At 50.1% G+C, this 25304-nt stretch carries 19 protein-coding genes; 6 read left to right on the forward strand and 13 right to left on the reverse strand.

Features of this window, described 5'->3' with window-relative positions:
* Positions 1-2 precede the first annotated feature (2 nt).
* The 7 genes from CFLAV_RS11600 to CFLAV_RS11630 all read right to left on the reverse strand — a co-directional run bounded on the left by CFLAV_RS11600 (position 3) and on the right by CFLAV_RS11630 (position 9460).
* Positions 3-605, reverse strand: coding sequence for a TIGR04282 family arsenosugar biosynthesis glycosyltransferase (locus tag CFLAV_RS11600; RefSeq protein WP_007414912.1), 603 nt, complete (start codon positions 603-605; stop codon positions 3-5).
* 139 nt (positions 606-744) lie between these two features.
* Positions 745-3426 (reverse strand): DNA gyrase subunit A, encoded by a 2682-nt coding sequence (gene gyrA / locus CFLAV_RS11605; RefSeq protein ID WP_007414913.1) that lies wholly within the window; start codon positions 3424-3426, stop codon positions 745-747.
* A gap of 74 nt (positions 3427-3500) precedes the next feature.
* Complete coding sequence (gene gyrB / locus CFLAV_RS11610; RefSeq protein WP_007414914.1) at positions 3501-6062, reverse strand: DNA topoisomerase (ATP-hydrolyzing) subunit B; 2562 nt, start codon at positions 6060-6062, stop codon at positions 3501-3503.
* Between the two features lie 413 nt (positions 6063-6475).
* Positions 6476-7315, reverse strand: coding sequence for an ABC transporter permease (locus CFLAV_RS11615; RefSeq protein ID WP_007414915.1), 840 nt, complete (start codon positions 7313-7315; stop codon positions 6476-6478).
* Positions 7316-7320: 5 nt separating this feature from the next.
* A complete protein-coding gene (locus CFLAV_RS11620; RefSeq protein ID WP_007414916.1) occupies positions 7321-8271 on the reverse strand; it encodes an ABC transporter ATP-binding protein in 951 nt (316 codons plus the stop codon).
* On the reverse strand, positions 8268-8843 hold the full coding sequence (locus tag CFLAV_RS11625) for a prepilin-type N-terminal cleavage/methylation domain-containing protein (protein WP_007414917.1): 576 nt from the start codon (positions 8841-8843) through the stop codon (positions 8268-8270). The genes CFLAV_RS11620 and CFLAV_RS11625 overlap by 4 nt, the downstream gene beginning before the upstream one ends.
* Positions 8840-9460, reverse strand: a complete 621-nt coding sequence (locus CFLAV_RS11630) for a hypothetical protein (RefSeq protein WP_007414918.1) — start codon at positions 9458-9460, stop codon at positions 8840-8842. Before CFLAV_RS11630 ends, CFLAV_RS11625 begins: the two co-directional genes overlap by 4 nt.
* Positions 9461-9653: 193 nt before the next feature.
* Between CFLAV_RS11630 and lpxB the strand changes: the two genes are divergently transcribed.
* The 5 genes from lpxB to gcvP all read left to right on the forward strand — a co-directional run bounded on the left by lpxB (position 9654) and on the right by gcvP (position 17234).
* Positions 9654-10838, forward strand: coding sequence for a lipid-A-disaccharide synthase (gene lpxB, locus CFLAV_RS11635; protein ID WP_272941471.1), 1185 nt, complete (start codon positions 9654-9656; stop codon positions 10836-10838).
* On the forward strand, positions 10825-11871 hold the full coding sequence (locus CFLAV_RS11640) for a lysophospholipid acyltransferase family protein (RefSeq protein WP_007414920.1): 1047 nt from the start codon (positions 10825-10827) through the stop codon (positions 11869-11871). The genes lpxB and CFLAV_RS11640 overlap by 14 nt, the downstream gene beginning before the upstream one ends.
* Positions 11871-12878, forward strand: a complete 1008-nt coding sequence (locus CFLAV_RS11645; protein ID WP_007414921.1) for a lysophospholipid acyltransferase family protein — start codon at positions 11871-11873, stop codon at positions 12876-12878. The genes CFLAV_RS11640 and CFLAV_RS11645 overlap by 1 nt, the downstream gene beginning before the upstream one ends.
* On the forward strand, positions 12875-14221 hold the full coding sequence (locus tag CFLAV_RS11650) for a cytochrome P450 (protein WP_007414922.1): 1347 nt from the start codon (positions 12875-12877) through the stop codon (positions 14219-14221). The genes CFLAV_RS11645 and CFLAV_RS11650 overlap by 4 nt, the downstream gene beginning before the upstream one ends.
* Positions 14222-14294: 73 nt before the next feature.
* On the forward strand, positions 14295-17234 hold the full coding sequence (gene gcvP / locus CFLAV_RS11655) for an aminomethyl-transferring glycine dehydrogenase (RefSeq protein ID WP_007414923.1): 2940 nt from the start codon (positions 14295-14297) through the stop codon (positions 17232-17234).
* Positions 17235-17249: 15 nt separating this feature from the next.
* On the opposite strand, the gene CFLAV_RS11660 is transcribed toward gcvP, so the two are convergent.
* From CFLAV_RS11660 to CFLAV_RS11685, 6 genes are all read right to left on the reverse strand, one after another.
* The gene (locus CFLAV_RS11660; protein WP_007414924.1) at positions 17250-18023 is read right to left on the reverse strand and encodes a M14 family metallopeptidase; all 774 of its coding nucleotides are present in this window, start codon (positions 18021-18023) and stop codon (positions 17250-17252) included.
* A 120-nt stretch (positions 18024-18143) separates the two neighbouring features.
* On the reverse strand, positions 18144-19241 hold the full coding sequence (bioB, locus tag CFLAV_RS11665) for a biotin synthase BioB (protein ID WP_040548255.1): 1098 nt from the start codon (positions 19239-19241) through the stop codon (positions 18144-18146).
* A 67-nt stretch (positions 19242-19308) separates the two neighbouring features.
* Positions 19309-19899 carry a signal peptidase I gene (gene lepB, locus CFLAV_RS11670; RefSeq protein ID WP_160164563.1) on the reverse strand — a complete coding sequence of 197 codons (591 nt, stop codon included), beginning with the start codon at positions 19897-19899 and terminating at the stop codon, positions 19309-19311.
* Positions 19900-20097: 198 nt separating this feature from the next.
* On the reverse strand, positions 20098-20943 hold the full coding sequence (ku, locus tag CFLAV_RS11675; protein ID WP_007414927.1) for a non-homologous end joining protein Ku: 846 nt from the start codon (positions 20941-20943) through the stop codon (positions 20098-20100).
* Between the two features lie 337 nt (positions 20944-21280).
* On the reverse strand, positions 21281-22828 hold the full coding sequence (locus tag CFLAV_RS11680) for a sulfatase family protein (RefSeq protein WP_007414928.1): 1548 nt from the start codon (positions 22826-22828) through the stop codon (positions 21281-21283).
* Between the two features lie 34 nt (positions 22829-22862).
* The gene (locus CFLAV_RS11685; protein ID WP_007414929.1) at positions 22863-24182 is read right to left on the reverse strand and encodes a Gfo/Idh/MocA family protein; all 1320 of its coding nucleotides are present in this window, start codon (positions 24180-24182) and stop codon (positions 22863-22865) included.
* A 167-nt stretch (positions 24183-24349) separates the two neighbouring features.
* Here CFLAV_RS11685 and CFLAV_RS11690 point away from each other — a divergent pair, with 167 nt between their 5' ends.
* Positions 24350-25165 carry a GumC domain-containing protein gene (locus CFLAV_RS11690; RefSeq protein ID WP_007414930.1) on the forward strand — a complete coding sequence of 272 codons (816 nt, stop codon included), beginning with the start codon at positions 24350-24352 and terminating at the stop codon, positions 25163-25165.
* Positions 25166-25304 lie beyond the last annotated feature (139 nt).

Raw genomic sequence — 25304 nt, forward strand, 5'->3', positions numbered from 1 at the left:
ATTTACGAATGCTTCCGGTTGGCAAGAAATCGACTCCAATCAATCTCAGTATCAATGTCGGCAAGCTCTCGTAAAACCTTCACCCGCAAGTTGATTTTCCTGGCCCGTTTCATTGTTTCCAAAAAAACCTGATTAGTACTCCATGCCATGTCTTCAAAAAGCTCCGGTTGCGTTTGGCTTAACCCTATCAACCAATATCCTCCATCATTTGCCGGGCCAATCACGAGTTCATGGGTTTCAAGTGCCGTCCACGCATCTCTAATGTCCTGAGCACTCAAATCAGGGCAGTCAGAACCAATGATCACAACTCTTTTCTTCCCTGAATTAAAAGCCGCTTCGAATGCTCTGTTTAGCCTTTTCCCAAGATCACCGGCGCCTTGAGGCACAAGAGCCCAGCCACTTCGTAGCCATGGCATGATTTGGTCTGCAGCGTTATCCGGGGTAAAACATAGGACAACCTGGTTTAATTCTGAAACGTGATCAATCACCGTTTCAACAAGCTGGCAATAGGCTGCACAGGCTGCCTCCGGGCCCAAGGTCGATGCAAGTCTGGTTTTTACAAAACCGGGTTTCGGAGTTTTAAGAAAGATAATCAGATCACTCATGACTGCTCGCCAGGTTTAAAAAAATGTTGGCATTAGTTACAAGGACCCATCTTAAGTTTGGCCTGTTTTTTAAATTGAGTTGCTGAAAGCATAAAGGCGACGCCTGAGCGTCGCCTTTTGATATCAAGCCAGGATTATCTCACTCCTGCTTTAAAGGTTCGATTGCATCGCCAGTTTCAGCTTCTTCCTTCTCTTCGCTGATCACCGGAGAGATAGCCTGCAATTTGTCTCCTGCCTCAAGGTTAATTAGTTTAACACCTTGAGTGTTGCGGCCCGCCTCGCGAATGTCTTTGACAGAAATACGCACCATCTGACCAGCTTCGGTAATCAGCATGATTTCGTCATTATCCCTAACTGTAAGCGCACCTACAACACCACCAGTCTTGTCATTCGTTTTCATGGTGATGATGCCCTTTCCGCCACGCGATTGAACCCGGTATTCTCCAAAATCCGTGCGTTTGCCAATCCCGTTTTCCCCAGCCACCAGCAATGTGGCATCAGGAACCAGCACGGCCAGAGCCACAACGGCATCGGTCTTTTCAAGGTTTATTCCGCGCACTCCGGTGGCGTTACGCCCCATCGAACGGACATTCGATTCGGCAAACCGAATACTCATTCCTTCGCGCGTGATAAGAACAACGTCCTCCCCCGGATCACTAACCGTGCCGTCAGCCTCAACCTTGCTTCCCCGGGTCAGCTTCACATCAATCAGTGTATCGCCAGGTTCTATACTGATCGCAATGATTCCACCTTTGCGCACGTTAGCAAAATCGGCCAGAGACGTCTTCTTGACCGTGCCTTGCTGGGTGGCAAAGAACAGTTCTCCCGATTGAGTCCACGTCTGATCTTCCTTGTTCGGACCATTTTTGGAAACAATGCGAATCAGAGCCGCAATTTTCTCCTCAGCTTTCAATTCCAGCAAATTTGCTATGCTACGACCTTTGGAAGCGCGAGCCATGTCTGGAATCTCATGCACTCGCTCAACAAAGACGCGCCCACTGTTCGTGAAGAACATTAAATAATCGTGCGTGCCTGCTGAAAAGAGATGCTCAATAAAATCGTCCTTGTCACCATCGGCAGCGGAACCCTCGCGGGTGGCCATTCCGATAACGCCCTTGCCGCCCCGCCGTTGGGCGCGATAAGAACTCACGTTCGTTCTCTTAATCAAACCGCCGTGAGTGATGGTGATGATTACGCCTTCATTGGTGATCAGGTCCTCAAGAGCCATCTCGCCCTCGTCAGGAACCAAGTCCGTCATGCGCGGAGTGGCATACTTTTCTTTAATCTCGCGCAACTCAGCCTTGATGATCTCGAGGACGCGTGATTCTTTTGCCAAAATGTCCAAAAGATCCTTGATCCTCTCGATTAATGCTGTGTATTCGGCTCTCACCTTGTCAATTTCCAAACCGGTGAGTTGATACAGGCGCAGATCCAGAATGGCATTTGCCTGTGCCTCACTAAAGGCATACCGACCATTGGTCAAACGCGCTTCGTCCCGAATTAGTATGCCAATTTGTTCGACCTGCTGTCGGTTGAAGTCAAAAGCGAGCAATTTAATTCTGGCTTCCTCGCGATTTGCCGAACTACGGATGATTCGAATGAATTCATCCATATTCGACAACGCGATCAAATAACCTTCCAAAGTCTCGGCCCGCTCCTCTGCCTTGCGCAGTTCGAAGCGGGTGCGGCGCATGATCACTTCACGCCGATGTTCGATGTACGCATTGATGAGGTCTTTAAGTCCGAGTGTCTTGGGCCGGCCGTGATCAATCGCGAGAGCGTTAACTGCAAAGCTGGATTCCAGCGAGGTGTGGTTATAGAGGTTGTTGATAACCACCTTCGGCGAAGCATCGCGCTTCAGCTCGATTACAATGCGCGTGTTTTCATCAGACTCATTGCGCAATGCGGAAATGTCACCAATGATCTTTTCGTTCACCAACTCGGCGATGCGTTCTTCCAGTTGCGCCGGGTTGACGTTGAATGGCACGGTACTGATGACAATCTGCTCACGTCCATTCTTGAGCTGTTCCACGTCCACCTTGCCGCGCATTTTGATCTGTCCGCGGCCGGTTGCAAAATACTTTTTAATTCCTTCCAAACCGCAAACCATGCAGCCCGTCGGAAAATCGGGGCCTTTGATGTACTTCATCAATTGCGGAACTGTGATGGTGGGATCATCAATTTGAGCACAAATACCATCGATCACCTCACCAAGATTGTGAGGGGCCATGTTGGTTGCCATGCCGACGGCAATGCCGGTGCCACCATTAACCAATAAATTCGGGAAGGCTGCTGGAAAGACAGTGGGCTCCTTGCTGGTCTCATCGTAGTTAGGGACAAAATCAACCGTGTCCTTCTCCATGTCAGCCATCAATGCCGCCCCCAAATGCGTCATGCGGGCTTCTGTATAACGCATGGCGGCCGGCGGGTCGCCTTCGATGGAACCGAAGTTCCCTTGCCCATCGATCAAACGCTCGCGCATCGCCCAGGGTTGGGCCATATGAACCAACGTGGGATATATCACTGCTTCGCCGTGTGGATGATAATTTCCGCTCGTATCACCGCAGATCTTCGCGCATTTACGATGCTGCCGGTTCGGATAGAGCGAAAGATCATGCATGGCGAAAAGAATCCGCCGCTGAGAAGGTTTTAACCCGTCACGCACATCAGGCAGCGCGCGGGAAATGATCACCGACATCGAATAATCCAGAAATGAGTTCTTGATCTCGTCAGCAACATTAATCTTTGCGACTTTTTCGTTGGCGGCGAACAGCGGGGTATTGCTTATCGGTAAACTGTTCTCGTCTTTGGTATCAGGCATAACAAATTAACAATCTTATAAATTAAATTCAGCGTGGAATGTCAGGAACACACCTCGAGGGAGTGTCCAACTGGTTAAACGTCGAGATTGCGAACGTTCAGAGCGTTGTCTTCAATGAATTGACGACGCGGCTCCACTTCATCTCCCATGAGCTTGGAAAACATCTCTTCAGCTTCCACAGCGTCAGCCAAATCCACCCGCAGCAACTTACGCTTTGCAGGGTCCATGGTGGTCTCGAAGAGCTGGGCTGCATTCATTTCACCCAGACCTTTGAAGCGCTTGATTTGGATGCCACGGCGCCCCACTTCGAGGACGCTATCCAGTATCTCGGCGATTGAGAATAATGGCTTAACCGTCTGCTTTTCTCCTTCGCCTTCAATCAATTCGAACAACGGTTTGTCCTGGGCGGAGTAATGTTCGATATCCAGGCCCTTGCTTCTTAATTTACCCAACAGTTCCACAATGGCCTTGCTCTCATGCAACTCCACATGGCGGGCGCGGCGTGATGGACCATTTTTGATCTTCTCCTTTTCCAGGATTTCGGTGTCGCTTTCCTCTTCGTTGCCAAATAACCGTAGATCGGAATTCTCACTGCTGAACTTTGCAAGTTCCTCTTCCGTATGGAAAAAATGAACTGTTTCGTCGTTTCCGGAACGAACCTTGACCAGGTGACGAGGCAGTTCTCCCGTTTGACCATTACGGTGCTCAATGTAATCACTGAAGTCGCCTCCGTGACGCCGGATGGCACGTGCAAATTTATCCAATGATTCCAGCAACTCCAGAATTTCCGCAAGTTGACTTCGCGACATCTCTTTGCCATCGGTGATGTTGCGCAAACGCACTTCGTCAGTGGCAATTTGAATCAGAATCTTATTCAACTGAGCATCATCTTCCACGTACTCCACCCGTTTCTTGCGGCTGATTTGGTACAATGGCGGTTGAGCTATATAAATGAAACCACCCTTTATCAATTGCGGCATCTGCCGATAGAAAAACGTCAATAAAAGTGTCCGGATATGGGAGCCGTCCACATCGGCGTCGGTCATAATAATGATCTTATGATAACGCAGCTTCTGGATATTGAAGGATCCTTCCCCTTCACCATCGCCAATGCCCGTGCCAACGGCAGTAATCATCGTGCGGATTTCGGTGTTTTGGAGAACCTTGTCCAGGCGTGCCTTTTCAACGTTAATCAGCTTGCCTCGAATGGGAAGAATTGCCTGAAATTTACGGTCACGACCTTGCTTGGCAGAACCACCTGCTGAATCACCCTCGACGATGTAAACTTCGGTATTCGCTGGATCGCGATCGGAGCAATCAGCAAGCTTGCCAGGAAGACCACCACCGGTAAGGGCGCTCTTCCGCACCGTTTCACGGGCTTTACGGGCCGCTTCACGGGCTCGGGCTGCGGTAAGGCCTTTATCAACGATCTTCTTGGCTGCAGAAGGATTGCCGTCGAAATAAGCCATCAAACCGTCATACGTGATCGAGGATACAATACCTTCCGCTTCCGGAGTAACCAGTTTTACTTTGGTCTGTGATTCAAAACTTGGATTCGGGTGCTTGATGGCCACCACCGCAACCAAACCTTCCCGCACATCATCACCCGTGAGCGAAGGATCCTTCTCTTTGATGAGATTGTTTGCCTTTGCGTATTGGTTGATGGCCCTGGTAAGTGCGGTACGGAAACCCGTTGAGTGTGAGCCACCATCAGGGTTTGGAATCGCGTTTGTATAACAAAGAATCTGGTCGGAGTAACTGTCATTATACTGAAGAACACAATCCAAAATCATGTCCGCTTCCACCTCGTTACCGTCCTTGCCCTTGTATTTTACCGGGCGCCTGCCATTCAGAACAATCGGTTTTGGATGAATGACCTGCTTGTTCTTGCCGAGCTGTTCAACAAAGTCACGAACACCATCTTCAAAAAAGAACTTCTCGCTCTTTGATTCCGCTCGCTCATCGGTGAGTTGAATCACGAGGCCCGGATTCAAAAAGGCCAACTCTCGCAAACGGTTGGCCAGAATCTCGAACTTGAATTCCGTTGTGATTGTAAAAATAGTAGGATCAGCCTTGAAAGTAATCAAAGTTCCAGTGTTTTTGGAACTGCCAATCACCTTGAGCGTTTCGGTCGTCTTACCCCGCTCAAAAGCCATGTGGTAGACCTTGCTATCTCGTGAAACCTCCACCTTGAACCAGTCAGACAAGGCATTGACACACTTCGCACCCACTCCGTGAAGACCGCCGGAATATTTGTACGCGCCTTGGCCGAATTTACCGCCGGCATGAAGATGCGTGAGCACAAATTCAACCGCTGGCATACCTTTGGTTTTTTCATGGGAATCGACCGGAATGCCGCGCCCATTATCGCGGATGGAAACCGAACCATCCACATGCATCGTCACTTCAATTTTGGAGCAAAAGCCGGCGAGATGTTCGTCAATGGAATTGTCCATCACCTCGAAAACGCAGTGATGCAGACCTCTCTCGTCCGTGGGGCCGATATACATGCCCGGGCGCTTGCGAACACCGTCCAGACCTTCAAGCTTGTCGATTTTTGAGGCGTCGTAACTATCACCCGCCTCTGGTTTCGCAACGGCTAATTCTTCTTCCAAAACTTCTGGTTTTTTTGACATAAAAATTGATACTAACGGCGCATTTGTGCGACCCCAAATTGGTTCAAAAATACTATTAAAAAAAGGGTCCAAACACAATGATAATCTGAGCTTTTTTAGACGCTTAAAGTGTTCTAAATCATCTTGTTTGAGATGATGAAAATTGGATCACATTTGTTTGGTGGTAAATACAACTTTTCACCTTCAGCACGCCAAAATGCCACGCAGATATCAGGTCTAAAAAGCTAGACGAGATTAAACCCTTAAGAAGTCGTCACCACTTCTGCAGCGAGACTGGAACACTCAGTTGCTGGTTCTGTAAATCCGGCCTGAATCTCAGTTTTCTAATATTCCATAGAAGGTGCGTTTCGCAATGCCAAATACGCACAATAGTCACCATGGAATCATCTAACTTTCAATGGTTTACGTGCAAGCTACGATTTGATGTCTCTGAGTTGAAAAACAGAGCATCCAACCACCAGAAATGTGAGATTGAGGCCCATCAAAATGCTTAAAGCACTCCCGATTTTCCACCACGGAATCGGCGAGCTAAGAATGGGAAACCAAACATTGCTGAGCTGAACGGTTAAGAGCCAGTGTTCATATTCCTTCATGAAAGGCACCATTTGCGCCGCGAAGCTGGCGAAAAGGACTGACAGCGCGAGAATGGTCGCGGCAGCCGGTTTAATATTGAAGCAGGAGAACATCAACGCCAGCCCCATAAGGGTGAACGCTTTTATAGCAAGAAAAAGGTGAGCCAGCGCATAGCGTTGAAGTCCCAAGCCAGGATCAAATACGCTGAATGCTTGATCAGGCACATAGACAAAAAGTCCTCCCCACGGAAACCAGGGGGCGGCAAACAAAAGAGCCATCACCCCCAAGGTAAAAACTAGGATAAGCGAAAATATACCGCCGGCCATCCATTTCACGAGCAGAAGACGCATTCTGGAAATGGGCCGTGACAAAATCATCCGCAAGGTTCCATCTTCGGATTCCTTGGCAACCAGATCGCCTCCAATCAATGTGACGTAAAGTGGCAGGAGTAGAATTGCTAGTGGATAAAGCATGACGATTCCAACGGTTAAGCAGGAAATAAAATCTTTGGCGAGAAAGCCGTTGCCCTCCAGCATTCGGGTGATGTGCCTGGAAAAATTTGAAAATCTAAAGAAAAGCAGCATTCCATTCTGGGCAAGTAAAAGAATAACAAAACCAATATAGGTCCGTTTTTTTCCAAACAGCTTCCACAGTTCATTGCGCAGTTGCAGGAGCAGCATAAGATTTATTGCCGATCAATTGAAGCAGGCGTGATTGCCACTTTCTCCGTGCCTGGATTTCCCGATGCACCTGATTTCATGAGTGATAAATAAAAATCCTCAAGCGTCTGTTCCTGGGGACTAATTTCAAATACCGAGATATTGTTCTGCACCAGACAACGAACAATGCGGTCAGTCTGAGTCCGCTCCGAAAGGGTGATCAAGCCGTCATCCCTGTGGTTCACAATCAGCTTTTCAGCGCGCAATAGTGTTACGGCGGCACCAAAATCGTTCACCCGCAGTCTTACCCAAGTCTCCGTTTGGCTGATTGAGGACAAAGCTCCTTCAAAAACTTTCTTCCCCTTGTTCATCACTGCTATGCGGGAACACAGCTGTTCGACTTCATTGAGCAGGTGAGACGAAAGTAAGATCGTCAATCCCATCTCTTTGTGAAGCCGTTGAATGGTTAGGCGCATCTCATGAATGCCCTCCGGGTCAAGCCCATCGCTTGGCTCATCCAAAATGAGCAATTCCGGTTTGGGAAGTAGCGCCTGCGCCAGCGCTAATCGAGTCCGCATGCCATGGGAATACGTTTTGACCTTCGATTTCTCGCGTCCGCTCAGCCCTACCCATTCTATTACCTCACGGATGCGCTTCGGGGAGGTGGGCGCTGTGTAATGCGTCAGGATTTCCAGGTTTCGCCAGCCGCTCAGGTAATCGTAGAAAACAGGTGTTTCAAAAATCGCACCCACCTTTTGAAGTGCGAGTTGGCGATGTTTGGTCACATCATGTCCGCAAACCCGGACTTCCCCTTCAGTCGGCCAAACCTGGCCCAACATCATTCCAATGGCGGTGCTCTTCCCAGCCCCATTATGTCCGAGCAGTCCGAAGATTTCGCCTGCGGGAACCTCGAGGTCGAGGTTTTTCACCGCCTCATGCCGGCCAAATACTTTTCGGATGCCAGTAAGTCGAATCATTTCGTTCCCTGAACTTCGAGGAGGTTCTTGATGTGGCCATCAGCATACAGGTAATTTACCGCCTTGCTCTGGCCTCGAATAATGTGAAATTTATCTTTGTCAAAAAACACCGGTATTTGATGAGGATTGTAGGCATTGGTAAAAACCTCCAAATGTTCAGCTTCCTCGCCATTTAGGAGAAAGTTCCAGGAATAACTGGAGCCGGTTATTTCAAATAGCTTTTGATTGTCTGAAGGGCATCGGAAAACATTCGCCGAGCTGGCGTAATTAGAGAGCACCTGCACCATGGAAGGCCCGATGGTGTTTAACAGCAAATTAGTGGACCAATCATACATCTTGGGAAGGTGATTTTCATTGTCTTGCACGTACAGCTGCAAGGCGATTCCCAGTTGATGCAGGTTGCTGAGGCAACCCGCCGAACGCCCGCTCTCCTTCGTGCGCGCTATTGCGGGAAATAGCAAGGACGCCAAAATTGCAATGATGGCTAATACAACCAACAATTCAACCAGGGTGAAGGCCAAACGACCCGACCCGAGGGAGCTTGGTTTGCGTGGGTTGGAAAGCGGCTTCATCGGAAAGCGCGGCCATTCTTCATTTGATTCTGCAATTCCTCCAGGACGGGTGCGAGTTCAGCCTTGGTTTGCGCGGAACTTTCGCCATAAAAAGTTTTCAGTCCTATCGCTCGAACCTTCTGCTCCAACTCAGGACTCAAAACAGGTGCCCCGTTCGTGCCATAGTTACTCCCATTCTGACCACCTTGGCCGGCAGGCATCTGGCCCTCTTCTTTAAGCTTCTTCAACACATTATCGATGGTCTTTCTACGGTTGGCTTCGGGGAGCTGTTCGAAAGAGGTAAGCATCTGTTTGAAACCCGAAGGCAGCGTGGCCTCGATAAACTGCGCTTTCTCATCCTCGGTCATATCTTGGAACCAGTCTTTCCAATCCTGATCCAGTCGCCAGTGGCGTCGTTCCTCTGCCGAGAGCGCATTGATTTTGTTTGCGAGTTCCCGTAAGGCCTTCGCCCGATCGGCGGCAGAAAGTTTGGCAAAATCAACGGAATTGACATATTTCCTCAGCTTTTCCGCCGTCATCTTGGAATTCTGAGCGATGGTATATCCTCCCCACGCCAGTAGCCATGCCGTAACAATGGCAATTCCCGCCAGTAAAATGGGGCGTGTTTTGCGATTCATATTGGCATTTTAGCGGTTCGGGCGCTTCCTCGCCATGAAAAAGTCGGCAATCCCCCCCCAAGTGCATACTACATAAGCTTGACCGGTTTCATTTTGTACTAATGATAAGGGAAAATTTTGGAATTAGAATCTGAAGCCAACTCTAAATTATACGGCGGCTCAAGGTGTTAATCGCATTACAGATGGGCGTCCGTTGCGAATACTGATGTGCTCTGGAGAAGTCTCCGGAGACCGGCAGGCTGCGCATCTTGCGCGTACATTGCTTCTCCTCAACAGCAGCATCAGGCTTTATGGGTGCGGCGGCACACAGATGGAAAGTGCCGGTGTTGATATAAAGATAAAGACGGCACATCTTGGTTACGTTGGTTTCCAGGAATCCTTCCGCTTCACCAGACCTCTGAAAAATGCCCTCGATCAAATAGCCAAAATGATCCAGGAGGAACGGCCGGATATGGCGGTTCTAATCGATAGCGAACATTTTAACCGTTCTGTTGCCAAACTGCTAACCCGGCATCAGATCCCTTTCATCTACTATTTCCCACCGCAAGTCTGGCTTTGGGGTAAATGGCGAGCTCGATCGGTGGCTAAACAGTCGAGGATGATCATCCCGGCGTTTTCAGAAGAGGTGGACATTTACCGTGCCAAAGGTGGTCGCGTTCAATGGTGCGGACATCCGCTGCTTGATTTGGTCAAGCCCGAGAAGGATCACGCCAGAATTTTTGTAGAATCGGGTTTGAATCCGACCTTACAAACGATCGGTATCCTGCCGGGCAGCCGATATCAGGAACTGGAAGAACTGGGACCGTCGATGCTGGCCGCTGCCCGTCAGATCAAGGAAAGGCATCCCAAAGTTCAATTTATTCTGCCGCTCGCCGCGCCTCATCTTCTACCGGCACTACAGAGGCAGATCGGTGAAGCATTAATGACGGAGCACGTCAAAATTATCACCTCCCACGTATATACCTGTCTGAGTCGCTGCGATGTAGTCATGCTCTCATCCGGCACCGCCACCTTGGAAGCGGCCTTGCTCGGAGTGCCAATGGTGGTTGGTTATCGCGTCACTCCGTTAACCTATTTGGTTGCAAGGCAGATTGTGAGCACGAAATATGTCGCCATGCCGAATATCCTTCTGAGTGAAAGAGTCATTCCTGAACTTATTCAGAAGGATTTTAGCGTTAAACGCCTGGTTGCCGAGACTCTGGATATTTTCGAGAATAAGTCTCGTGCCCAGATGATTCGAAACAGGCTTCGCCAGATTCCTTCCATGCTGGGGACCGAAGGCGCCATCGCCCGGGCGGCCACCCTGATTTTAAACGAGGCATCTTCGACCGTGGCGCTGACCTGCGCACATCAAGGAGCCCAACATGCCTCGCCCTGAAAGCCAACCAGGATTAATTCATCGCTGGCATCTGGAGCGCCTGGGGCATCCGTCCACTAAAACGAAGCCCCCACTCCCCAGGAGGTTGCTGCGATCCTGTATGGATGGATTGGCCACGGCATTGGACGCCAGTTTTTTTAACGGTCTGAACTGTCTGCCACATAAACATGCCTTTTCGCTTTCCATGGCGGCAGGCGTTGCTCAACGTCTGGGTGCTGCCAGTCGGAGCATGACCAATATGCGCTTTGTTTTAGGGATGGAGGGGCGTTCCACGCATGACTGGAAAAGGTTGTGGGCAGAGCACCAAAGACATGTTGGAACCACCGCCATTGAATCGATTCATTTCGGAAGCATGGACCGCGAGGAGCTTCTCGACCGCGTTCGGCTGGAAGGCGAAGACCATTTGCGTGCCGCTTTGAATCAAGGTCGGGGAGTGATGCTCTTCCTCAATCATGTTGGCAACGTCGGTTGCATACCTGCGGCGCTCGGGCCAAGAGGTTATGATCTGTCCATCACAGGAAACGCCATGCCCCGTCCTTACCTCGAAAAGAAAGTGACCAAACTCTACGAGCACGGAGGCGTGAAGAGAATACTGGTTGGGGAACAATTGCCCTTCAAAGCTGCTCGGATCTTTAAGCGAAACGGGATTTTCGCCACCTTCATGGATTACACAGTGGTTGAGAAGTTGAATTACTGGCTGCCTTTCGGAAACGCCGAACTCAACACCAACATTGGTCCGGCGATTTTAGCTTTGCGGAATAATGCAACGATCCTCTATGCGACCTGTCGCCGGTTGCCTCATCGGGGCCACTGTCTAACGATCCACCGACCAGACGCATTTGCTCCAACAGGAGATACAATCCCTGATGCCTTGACGGTGACAACCAGTACCATCGATTTCATTGCACGTGAACTGCAGCTTCGCCCGGAGCAATGGTGGCCATGGGATTGCGCTCAGCTTCGCCCTAAACCGAATGTGCAGGCAGCCCAGGATATTTTTGTCAATGCATCGGTGGTTAGCCAAACTCATTGATGAAAACGGGAAGTCAGGCAGACCAGCGCGCCAAGAGTACAGATGACGCAACTGCGCAAGCTGTGGCGTCAGTTTTTTTCAGACTCTATCTGCTGATACTTCGGCTCTTAAGCAAACTCGCAATGCCACGAGCCTTTGCTGTGTCTCTGCTCGTGAATCCCCTGCTCACTTTTCCCATTCGCCATCAAAGAAGAAGAAACTTCGCGCTGCTTTTTCCTGACCCTGCACACACTCCACAGAAGCGTCGTCAGCTCGAAAAAGATCACTTAAAATATCTCGCGTTTGTGAGGGCGGAGATGGCTCACATTTTCCTAAGCATGAAGCCCGAGGATGTTCGGCAACGATCCTCGCTTTCGGGCGGACAGCATTTGGAAGCGGCTTTATCGAAAGGTAGAGGCGTCTTGATTATAGAAGGACATTCAGGTCATTGGAACTGCACTCCGGCATTGCTGTGCGCACTCGGCTACCCGGTCACCGCTGTGATCAATCCCAATCCTCTTCGTGGCGCCAACTTCCGAATGCTTCACGAAGGAGCCGGTAAGGCGTTGGGGATTAAGCTCGCTTTTGTTGGACAGGATGCTTATTCATCAGCAAAGGAATCATTTCGAAACAACCAGATCTTTTATCTCAATTTTGACATCGCCGTCCGAACCAGGCACACGAAATGGTTTCCTTTTGGTAATGCTGCCATCCTTGCAGATCTTGGCCCTGCTGTTATGGCTCTGCGGCATCGGGTTCCTGTTCTCTACGCACAAAACACACTTACGGAACGCGGCGCTGAGATCACTCTGACTCCCGCAGCCGATGCCTTGTCCAGCTCCATGGAAAAGCCATCGGCAGAAAAACTCATGCATTCCTGGCTGGCCCAGTTTCAGAAAACGGTTTCAGCACAGCCTGAACAGTGGTGGGCTTTGAATTACATCGCACTGGCAGATAAAACTGTTCTGAACAATCCTGAGTTGCGCGAAGTTGATGAAACCTGCAATGCTGGCCCGAATTCGAAATGAAGAATGCTGCTAAAGTTCCCGGACCTTCCCGACTCCAGTTGCTTCGGGACTATCCCAAAGTACGTCGCGATCTTACACGATACCTGGTTGAGTTGTACCAGCAACATGGCGAGACAGTATTGCTGCCCCTGATTTATCCCACATACATGGTCAGCAATCCGGCTGACATCAAATACATCCTGGTTTCCAATCCAACAAACTACCACAAGACAGGCGGACTTAGAATCGGCAAGGAACTTTTTGGAGAAGGTCTCGTGACGAGCGAAGTGCCTTTGCATACGCGCCAGCGTCGGTTGATGCAACCGATGTTTCACCGGCAGAGCATTGCCAACTTTGCCGACATCATGACCAACACCACGCACGGGTGGATCAAGAACTGGAAGGAAGATGCTACAATTAACATTGGCATGGAATTGATGCAGCTCACCTTGTCCATCGTGGGCAAGGCCCTTTTTAGCATCGATCTCGTCGCCGAAGCACAGGAGATAGGAAATGCCTTCATCACGGCACAGGTGGAGATTACCCGCATTCAAAGAGGACTGCCCCTGCCTAAATTCATTCGCACGCCTAGTCATCGTCGGTACGAGCAGGCCAGGAAGACCATCGATGGTTTTATTCACGATCTAATCAATAAGCGACGACGGGACACCAACCCGCCGGATGATTTGCTGACTCTCCTGCTGGCATCTCGCTATGAAGATGGATCGCCCATGAGCGAACAGCAAATCAGGGACGAAGCCGTAACTATCCTGATGGCCGGTCATGAAACTGTCACCAATGGCCTGTCATGGACCTTTTATTTGCTCGCCAGGCATCCAGAGATACAGGCACGTGTTTTAAAAGAAATTGAGACTGTATTGGGCCGTAGATTGCCGACAATGGCCGATCTCCCATCTTTTAAATATACGGAAATGGTGCTCGCAGAAGCGTTCCGCATTTTTCCGCCAGCGTGGATTCTGGCAAGAAGGGTTTTAAAGGAAGATAACCTGCCAAGCGGCCTGACACTTCCAGAGGGAAGCGAAGTTATTTTGGTGCAGTTTGTCTGCCATCGAAATGAAAGGTATTTCCCGGACCCGGAGCAGTTCAACCCGGAGCGATTTAATCCCGAGGTCAAAAAGGAATGGCCACAATTCGCCTATTTCCCGTTCGGGGCCGGTCCCCGTTTTTGTATTGGTGAATCCTTTGCCAGGATGGAAGCAATCTTGTTAATTACCACCATTCTTCAGCAGTTCAATTTGGAATTGGTTCCTGGACAGGACATTGTGCCTGAGCCGCTGATTACGCTTCGTCCACGAAATGGCATTTTGCTGAAGTTAACGAGGCATGAACGCCAAAATCTTTAAATCAGGATTTCTTCTCTGTTAAATTAAGAGAAATGCCTCTTGATTTGTTATCGGCGAACCTTATTTTGCTCCCATGTTCGTCACCGAAACACCTGCTAAACATGATCATCAAAGCCGATCCAGCAACGAGCAATCCTCGAAGGCTGTGCTCTCCAACACTCATTCGCTGTTGGAGCCTGATTCATTTGTTCCGCGGCATATCGGGCCAAGCTCCAATGAAACACGTGAAATGTTGGCCGCGCTTGGCTTTAAGGAACTCGACGAACTGATCAATACAGTTGTTCCCCAACAGATTCAGCTTAAGCGATCACTCCATTTGCCGGCCTCCCGCGGGGAGCATCACGTGCTCACGGAATTAAAAGCGATTGCTTCGCAAAATCAGGTCTTCCGTTCCTTCATTGGAATGGGATACCACGACTGCATTACTCCACCAGTCATCCAGCGGAACGTCCTGGAGAACCCTGGTTGGTACACTCAATATACGCCCTACCAAGCTGAGATTGCGCAGGGACGGCTCGAAGCCTTGCTCAATTTTCAGACCATGATCGTGGATCTTACCGGCCTGGATATTGCCAATGCCTCGCTACTGGACGAAGGCACTGCGGCAGCCGAGGCGATGCACATGTGTAATGCAATCAAGGCTGACGGGAACGTTTTCTTCGTCTCCTCCGAGTGTCATCCCCAAACCATTGATATTGTAAAAACCCGCGCGCTGCCGCTGGGTGTGGAGGTGGTGATTGGAGATCATCGAACCTTCCCGGTGGATGAGAAGGTGTTCGGCGTTCTCGTGCAGTATCCGGGAACATTTGGGGACATCCATAACTATTCCGAATTCTTCAAGCAGGCGCACGCGGCAGGGGCTCTGACGGTTGTTGCTGCCGACCTTCTGAGCTTGACCTTGCTTCGGCCTCCTGGTGAATTTGGGGCGGATATTGCCATTGGCAGCGCGCAACGATTCGGTGTTCCCCTCGGTTATGGCGGACCTCATGCTGCCTATTTCGCCACTCGTGACGCATACAAGCGACAAATGCCCGGACGAATTGTAGGTGTGTCCAAGGATTCACGGGGACGGCCCGCCCTGCGCCTCTCCCTGCAAACGCGTGAGCAACACATCCGCCGTGAAAAAGCCACAAGCAATATTTGCACGGCGCAGGCCTTGCTCGCGAACATGGCATCTCTTTATGCAGTTTACCACGGCCCGGAGGGTTTGAAACGAATTGCCCAACGTCTCCGGTTCCTAACGCAGATTCTGGCCAAGGGGTTGGAACGCCTTGGATACACGGTGCGCACCTCCTCCTTTTTTGATACCATCCAAATTGATCTTGGCAAAAAGACTGCGGCCGAAATTACCAAGGTTGCTGAAACGCATCGGATGAATTTCCGATACATTGATGCCCATTCCATCGGCATTTCACTTGATGAAACCACGATGGAAAAAGACTTGGTTGATCTCTTCCATCTCTTTAACGGCGGCAAAGCTCCAATGTTTTCTCTCACCGAGTTGGCTGCTGAGGTGAACATCGAATATCCTGCCACGCTCACTCGGACATCGGCTTATTTGCAGCATCCGGTTTTCAACCGTTATCATAGTGAAACAGAAATGCTGCGATACTTGCGCCGACTGGAATCTCGAGACCTCTCCTTGACTACATCCATGATCCCCCTGGGTTCATGCACGATGAAGCTCAATGCGACCGTTGAGATGTTTCCGGTGTCCTGGCCGGAGTTTAATCGCATCCATCCGTTTGCCCCGGTTCGCCAGACGAAGGGATACCAGATTCTGTTCCAGCAACTGGAAGATTGGTTGGCTGAAATCACCGGCTTTGCTGGAATTTCATTACAACCAAACGCTGGCTCGCAAGGTGAATACGCCGGATTATTGGTGATTCGTGCCTATCACCAGGATCGCGGACAGGGGCATCGTGATATTTGCCTGATTCCGCAATCCGCTCATGGAACCAATCCCGCCAGCGCTGTCATGGCCGGAATGAAAGTTGTTGCCGTCGCCTGTGACCAGGAGGGTAATATTGATGTCGCCGACCTCAAAGCCAAAGCCGAGGCAAATAAGGAAACTTTGGCGGCATTGATGGTTACATATCCTTCCACACACGGAGTGTTTGAAGAAACCATTCTTGAAATCTGCCAGATCGTGCATGCCAATGGCGGACAGGTTTACATGGACGGCGCGAATATGAACGCGCAGGTCGGCATTTGCCGGCCAGCCGATATGGGCGCAGATGTATGCCATTTAAATTTGCACAAAACGTTCTGCATTCCCCACGGCGGCGGTGGTCCTGGTATGGGACCTATTGGGGTGGCTGAACATCTCGTCCCTTTTCTACCCGGGCATGCAGTGGTGAAGCTCGGCGGTGAAAATCCCATCGGAGCCGTTTCCGCAGCGCCTTGGGGCAGTGCCAGCATTCTGCCTATCTCCTGGGTTTATATCGCAGCCATGGGTCCCGCAGGTTTAACTCAGGCGACCAAGATTGCGATTCTCAACGCCAATTACATCGCAAAGTGCCTCGAGTCTTATTTCCCCGTTCTTTACAAGGGACATGGCAATCTGGTTGCGCACGAATGCATCCTGGATTTGCGTGAATTTAAGAGCGTCACGGTGGAGGATGTGGCGAAGCGGTTGATGGATTATGGTTTTCATGCGCCCACGATTTCCTGGCCTGTGCCCGGCACCATGATGGTCGAGCCAACTGAAAGTGAGTCCAAGGAAGAGTTGGATCGATTCTGCAAGGCAATGATCGGCATTCATGCCGAAATCCAGGCCATTGAATCCGGCATGGTAGACAAGCAGAACAACCTGCTTAAGAACGCACCCCACACTGCGGATATGCTGGCCAGCGAGAATTGGGACCATCCTTATTCCCGGGAACAGGCCTGCTATCCTGCCCAGTGGTTGCACGAATACAAGTTCTGGCCTTTCGTCGGCCGCATTGACAACGTTTACGGGGACCGAAACCTCGTTTGCTCCTGCATCGGCATGGATGCTTACACTTCCTGATCAGCCAACCCGCAATCAGGTAGTCATCGGATCGGTCACGGCGCGTACCGCAGCAACGAGAGCGGCAACGCGCGTGATAAGTTGGAAATCTGATGGCGCTTCAACGGTGTAAGAGTGCCTGGTCTTGCAGGTTAATAAATAGAATGACTCCGGCCATTGCGGGCGGGATCTTGGATCCATGCTGGGTCTTATGATTCCATTGGATGCGGGACGACCTTCGATCGTGGGTGACATGTCAATCGGACAAACCTCCTCCACTCTGCTGATCATGGATTTTGCGAACGAAGGCTGGTTGTCAGGATTCAACTCATAGATATAAAATCCTTCAGACTCCCAGTCTTCATGGAGGCAGAGGCAAATATCGAAGTCAGGTTGTTTTTCCAACCATGCAATATGAGCAGCTGTCTCTTCCGCTTCAGGGTTGAGATACTGCCGGTTAAGATCCAAGCCATGAATATTCTCACGGCTGTTCAGTGGAAATCCGGTGGGGTTGAGACAGGGGCAAAGCCAGATTTCGACATTATCAGGCCAACGATTTTCCTGGACCAGTTGGAGAACAGCAAGAGGACCGGCTGGTTCGTCGCCATGGATGCCTGTGGAAATATAAATTCGCTTTTGCGGGTTCGTGACTCTGCGAGTCATTGCCACAAGCCGATAGGATGCAGTTCTGAAAAACACCTCACTCTTCCAGCCGTAATCCTCACCGATGTGTTCCATCTGATCCAGCAGGCGGGAGATATCAATGCCTTCGCCAAAATACTTTCCCTTATTAATGCCTAAGCGTTGCATGGTGATTCATCTGAGGCAAAACCAGCAGGGTTTAGCCGCAGTTATGCGGTTAAGAAATAATTCAGAATGAACAAAACCGCAAGAGCAGCGAGCGGCAAGACCTGGCTCAGTGAACCGGATTTAAACTGCTGCTGTTTTGGCAGTCTCCGCCTGGCTGCAACCACAGGCAGAAGTTTCATCTTCTTGATCAACGAAATCGTGCTTATCCCAGCTAGGGTCAAGACCAAGATCCTTTAACATTTGGAGATCCTTCTCCACGGGCTGATTCAAGGTGGTCAAATAATTGCCGACCATGAGCGCGCTTGCACCCGCCATGAAAATCATGCTCTGCATATCCCGCAAGTTTACGGTACGACCACCGGCAATCATGATTTCCTTTTTCGGAAGGATAAAACGAAAACACGCAATGGTCTTTAGGATTTCCATCGGCGGAAGCTTCGGCTTATCAGCAAAGGGAGTGCCGGGAATCGGGTTAAGAATATTAATTGGAACCACGTTCGCCCCGACTTCCTTTAATGCAAAGGCAAGATCGCAACGATCCTGCCGTGTTTCACCCATTCCGATAATGCCGCCGGAACAAATCTTGATGCCTGCCTTTTTTAAATAGCCAATGGTCTCGATACGGTCCTCATAGGTATGAGTTGTGCACTGGCTGGGGAAAAATCGCCTGGAGGTTTCCAAATTGTGCCCGTAGCATTCAAGGCCAGCCTCTTTCAATCGATCAGCAACTTTTTGGCTTTTGATAATGCCAAGGGAGGCGTCGGGACGGGTTTTCGTGGTTTTCTTAAGATCGCGAATTCGATCACAAACCTCGTCCAGCATTGGGCCTTCATTGAGACCTTTCCAGGCTGCGACCAACCCAACCGCTGTTACTCCGTGCTTATTTGCCTCCTCAGCAGCCTCTAAAACCGGTTCTGGATCAACGAAACCGTAACGAGGCGAACCGGTTTGGTGAAACGCGGATTGTGCACAAAAGCTGCAATTCTCAGAGCATGCACCGGCTTTGGCATTCACGATGGAACAAAGGTGAATCTTGTTCCCTTTGTAATGCTCGCGGATTCTATTGGCCCAGGAAAGCAGATCGAAGATGTCAGCAGTATCTTCCAGAGCAAATAGCCAGTTCGCCTCCTCGCGCGAGATGGAACCTCCATTCACTACTCGCTCGCCGAATTCCTTCAACTTTTCGCGCGTGCTGCCGTCAACCAATTTTCCAATCATGGTTGACAGCATATCTGGTGGCAAAATTTAGGCAAGCTTATCCAATCTCCTGAGGAGTGAGTCATGCTTAGCGAGCCAACAACAATCCCCGGATGTTCGCTCTGGGAACTGGACCATAAGAACGACTGTCGATGCTTGCCAGGCGGTTGTCGCCCAGCACAAAAAATTGATTCCGGCCGCAAAGGATTAACTGCTCATGCTTTTGCGAGTATGTGTAGGTCAGAGTGCCCGGCGAAAGATACCGCTCCTGCAGTTCTTTTCCATCCACAAAAACCTTCCCGTCCTTAAAATGCACGCTCTGGCCTTCGACAGCAACAATCCGCTCTACTGAGAGCCCTTGATCGGCGGGATCCTTTATCACAACAATATCTTGTGCTTTTGGAGTGTAATCCCGTAGTTTCCATCGTTTCACCAAATACTGGCCATTTTCGCGCAACGTCGGGGACATGCTGTGTCCAACGATCTGGATTGAACCGAAAAAATGTTGATTGATGATCAAATAGCATCCAAATGCCAAAGGAATTCCGACTGCACAAAGAGCCATCTGCCTAAAGACGTGAACCCAGTTAATATTAGCCCCTCTCCTTCTGCGCTTCGGCAATCCTGGCGAGGGACTCTCATTTTCCTGAACTGCAACCATGCACAACGGCGTACTCATAAATATCTTAGTCGTTTTCTTTGCCGAATGAATATCGACATTCATAACGACCAGGCAAAGTTGAATGAATACGGAAAGCCTTCGGGGTAATTACGGAATTGCTATCTTATTGCTATGAAGTTGCAATCCAAGTCCCTGTTCCTGTCCCGGTTTGTCTGATCCAAGATATCCTAACGTGGCTCCATCCGGCTGGACAAATCAGGCAGCCTTTTTCGTTTTATGTTTTCGGGATGGCGATTTGGTCGTTTTCCCAGTGTGAGCTGCTGCGTGAGATTGGTCCAAACTTTCCTGCAAAACCGACACCAAATCGATGACGTTGGACGGTTTCTTCTTTTTTTGAGTCGGGCCCTCTGGAGGCGTTTTTCCACCATGTTCAACCTTCTTCTGGATCAGGTTCATCAAGGCGGATCTATAATCATCCGTATACTTCTCTGGATCCCAGGCATCCGTCATTCTTTCCACGAGGTCAGTGGCCATTTCCAACTCCCTCGTTCCAACGTCCAAACTGGCTGGAATGTTAAGATTGCCCGGCTTGATCAGTTCATCCGCAAAGTGCATGAGTTCCAATACAAGTGCATTGTTCTGGGGTTTGATGGCTGCCAGATGTTGCCGGGATTTGATGACAACCTTGGCAATGCCAACCCGGCCTGTTTTCCGCAGCGCATCTCGCAAGAGCGCGTAAGCCTTTGTGCCAGCCTTCTGCGGAACCAGAAAATACGGTTTATCAAAAAAGATCGGATTGATTTCCTCCAATTTAACGAAGTCGATGATATCGATTGTCTGCGTAGCCTCCACGTCCACGCGCCGAAAATCCTCATCTTTTAAAACTACAAATTTACCTTTTTCGTATTCGTAACCCTTTACAATTTTATCCCACGGAACCTCTTTACCATCGGTTTCCGCGACCCGCTTATAATTCACCGGACTGAGATCAGAGCTTCGCAATAGGCGAAAACTCACCTCCTCCCGTCGCGAGGCGGGATAGAGTGCGATGGGAATGGTAATCAAGCTGAAGCTAATGCTTCCTTTCCAGATTGGTCTCATAAACAAATTTTCCTTTTGATTTAAATGAACAATGACCGGCCATCGGTTCAAGTCCAGCCACAGTCCCCCAAGGAGGAAGTGGCCTGAAACTCTGAAGAAATTGCTCTGGTGTAGCGCTTGATCCAAATCTCAAGACGTTTTCATTCCCCTCCATCCTCGACTAACTCACCCTGTCCCCCAACTCCGACCCGGAAAGTCTTTTCGGAAAGCGCTCTTCTTTCACCAGAATCGTGCTCATGTTCCCGACCAGCCGGTAACGGCTAATCGTTATAATATAGCACAAAGCGGCGTATTGCCACTAAGGTTCGCATCGTAGGTTGCAGAGGGCCAGCAGGTACTATTGAATGGATGTCACGGATTTTGGTGGATGGTCTGCGTACTGATCGTGATCATTTAATTCCTTCCGAAGACGTTCCATCTCTGCTTTGGCTCGCTGCACTTCCTTGGCGTAAGCAGGATCGGCGTAAACGTTCTTGAGCTCATGTGGATCTCTCTTCAAATCATAGAATTCCCATTCATTGATTTTGTTGAAGTAAATCAGCTTGTAACGCTCGGAGCGAACACCATAGTGGGGTTGAACCCTATGATCAGCTGGATAGTGATAGTATCGATAATACATTGACGTGCGCCAATCCTTGGGGGCTTTGCCTTGAAGGAGCGGCAGGATGCTTCGCCCCTGAATTTCTTTGGGAACCTCCAACCCTGCGCACTGCAGAAAAGTGGGCGCGAAATCAACATTGAGAATCATGTCTTTGTTTACGGTCGCCGGTTTAATGTGGTTTGGATAGCGCACAATAAAAGGCATTCTTAACGACTCTTCATACATGAACCGTTTGTCGAACCAATTGTGATCTCCCAAAAAGAACCCTTGATCCGATGTATAGATCACGATGGTGTTTTCCGCCAAGCCTGAATCATCCAGAAATTTCAGTAGCCTGCCAACGTTGTCATCCACTGACGCAATGCAGCGCAGATAGTCTTTAATGTAACGTTGATACTTCCATTTCTTCAGTGCCTCGCCGGCCAAACCAGGTGGCGGAGCTTGCTTCAAATCCTTCGGTGTAAGATCGCGATCAATTCTCATCGTTGCTTCGGTTGCAGCGCTGGACCTGGTTTTGTAATCATCATTGAAAGTCTCCGGTTCGGGTATGGTTACATCCTCATACATTTTCGCATGCTTTTCATCGGGTTCCCATGGACGATGCGGCGCCTTGTGATGGCACATAAGAAAAAATGGTTTGTCCTGCGGCCGGTTCTTTAAAAAATTAATTGATAGATCGGTGATGATCTCAGTCGCATATCCTTCAATCTTTTTCCTGTTACCCATCTCGATAAAATCCGGGTCATGATATTTGCCCTGCCCTGGCAACACGTTCCAGTAATCAAACCCCGTCGGGTCGCTTTCCAAATGCCATTTGCCCACCATTCCTGTATAATAGCCGGCAGCCTGTAACATTTTTGCTACGGTCGGCTGATTTCCATCAAACCGATTAAAAACTGTCACTCCATTGATATGACTGTATTTGCCGGTGAGAATCGCCGCCCGGCTGGGGGTGCAAATGGAGTTCACCACAAAACAATTATCGAAGCGCATGCCCGCTTTCGCGATGCTATCAATATTTGGCGTCTGATTTATTTTGCTGCCGTAAGCGCCTATGGCATGCGCCGCATGATCATCAGCCATGATAAACAGAATGTTTGGCCGCGCGCTCTTCCCCTCAGCAGGTGCTGACGATGGGACGAGTCCGAATGCGCCGGTAAATAAAAAGCAAATCAGGTTACACCAGAACCTCCGTTTCCTCGTAGCAAAACTCCCCAGCGGCTGCATGCCAACGCGGGAAGATGGCGGACAAGTCAGGACCTCAGAAATCTGCGCATGGATCATAGTTAAACACCAGACGAGACAAAGTCGCAGTTGGTTACACCAGTGACCAACCTTTGCGATATTCACTTTTGATATAATTTGCAGCGTCTTTACAATTCTTTGCCTTCAATGCAATTGCATCCCATTCCAGCTTGGTTCCAGTGCGATAAGCTACGTTCCCCAGCAAAATCGCTTCTGAAAGCGCTCCCGCGTAGTCGAAATTGCAAGTCGTGGGAGAGCCATGTTTGCAGGCCCGAATCCACTCATTGTAATGTCCAACTGAGTTTGGAATTCGTTGCGGTGGTGGCGTAAATCCCGCGAAATCTGGTTCTGGAAGCAATTTGTGCTGGTCGTAATCCGCAACCAGCATTCCTTTGTCCCCCACAAACAGCACTCCGTTTTTCCAGAGTGGAACCTTCCCTTCCATGACCAGGTCGGGCTTTCTGCCGCCATCGTACCAAGTGACACGCGCTGGTGGCATTCCTTCACGCGCTTCATACTCATAACGCACAATCAACCATGCCGGTGTCGTCTCCTGTTTCACCGGTGGACCTTCCGACTCGATCGTCAATGGATGGCGTAACTTGAGAGCCCAAAATGCCAGATCCATGTAATGACAACCCATATCCCCCAATGTCCCTCCGCCGAAATCCCACCAGCGGCGCCATGTCTTCGGCAGATAGGATGGGTGATATGGCCTCTCAACCACTGGCCCAAGCCACAAATTCCAATGCAAATTCTTCGGCACACTTGGTTTCTCCGCCGGACGCTCCCCACCAGACCAACTCTTCTCGCACCAAACGTGACATTCGCTTACTTTTCCAATCGCTCCCGATTGCACCAGTTCCACGACCCGGCGATAATTGTTTCCTGCATGAATTTGCGTGCCCATCTGCGTTGCCAACTTCTTATTCTTCGCGGCCGCCTGCGCAACGGCGCGCGCTTCGAAAACCGTATGCGCCAGCGGCTTCTCGCAATACACATGCTTCCCTGCATTCAACGCCGCGATTGTCGCCACTGCATGAGTGTGATCCGCCGTGCTGATCACCACCGCATCAATATCCTTTTGCTCAAGCAACTTTCTGAAATCGTTATACGACTTGGCATCCGGATACTTCTGTGAAATCGCGCTCAGGTAATTGTCGTCAATATCGCATACCGCCACAATGTTCTGGCTCGAAACCCCCGTTATATTCGATGCTGCACGATTCGCTGTGCCGATGATTCCGATGTTCAAACGGTCACTTGGCGGCTCCTGCTTGTTTATGAGATCTTCCTGTTTGGCAGAAAGGCTGTGCGTGCCAATCCAGAAGCCTGCTGCTGCTATCGTGGATTTCCCAATGAACTCGCGCCGGGTCAGTGATTTCTTGGTCATAACTAGATTCGGATTCAACGCGCAATCCTATGTGGAGGCAGTTTATGTTACAAGCACTACATTTCCCGAGCTGCTCTCCATGTTGGGTTTCACCACGTATTTCGTCCGTCTCCAGTCCAAAATGCCGGCCTCCTTGAACAAATTTCAACATAAACGGTCAACCCTCCGTGACCACAAAGCACCTGAGCACTCTTGGCCTCCTCCTGCTTGTGCTGGGAACCGCCATTCTCGGCATCGGCGGCTATCTGCTGACTCTTCCGGAGCAATACGAAGCCACTACCCGATTCCGTTCTGTTACTGACAGATCTGCCCTCTCCGTCGACGATTCGCCTCACGAATCCTATGGTGGCGGCTACTTCATCCAAACAGAATTCGAAGTTATCCAATCCGAGCTTATCCTCAACTCCGCCATCGAAGCCCTTCACCTCCGCGACACGTGGGCTCAACGATTCCATCTCCCCACACCCCTTAAAACCTCCGAAGCCCGCGCCCTTCTAAAACACCAACTCCAACTCAAACCGGTTGCCAACGCTCAACTCATCGAGCTCACGTTTACCAGCCACGACCCAGGTGAAGCTGCCCAAATTGCCAACGCCATCGCCGATTCCTATGTCCACTATGAGGAAAATGTCCGAGTCGAGCTCACCAAGGCTCACCTCGCTGAGCTACAACACGAACTCGTTGCACTTGACCGTCAACTTGCCGACGCCACCAACAACGTAGGCCATGCCGAAACAAATCCTCAGGCTTTCGCACACCTCCAAAAATTCCGGCAGAAACTCGCCAGTCAAATAGATGGACAAACCGACCACGACATGATTGGGGATAAAATGGGCTCATTCATCGACCTTGCCGAACCACCCACCAAACCTTCCGGCTTTATCCGTTCAACCGCCAAAATCCTCATTACCCTCGGCATAATTTCCCAAATCAGCGGCCTGCTCTGCTTCAAGCAAACCCGCCACCAAACGTTCTCAACCTAAAGTGCCAATTCATCTGAAATCCATTTACCGCTGGCAGGCGCTGTGACGATTTTGACCAAAGCCACCCAACCCGCAAAGGTCTCCTCATAAAACGACACTATTCGATAAACTGGCCACTAATCGTCCCTCATGCTGATCA

Source organism: Pedosphaera parvula Ellin514, assembly GCF_000172555.1.
In the GTDB taxonomy this organism is placed as follows: Bacteria; Verrucomicrobiota; Verrucomicrobiia; order Limisphaerales; family Pedosphaeraceae; genus Pedosphaera.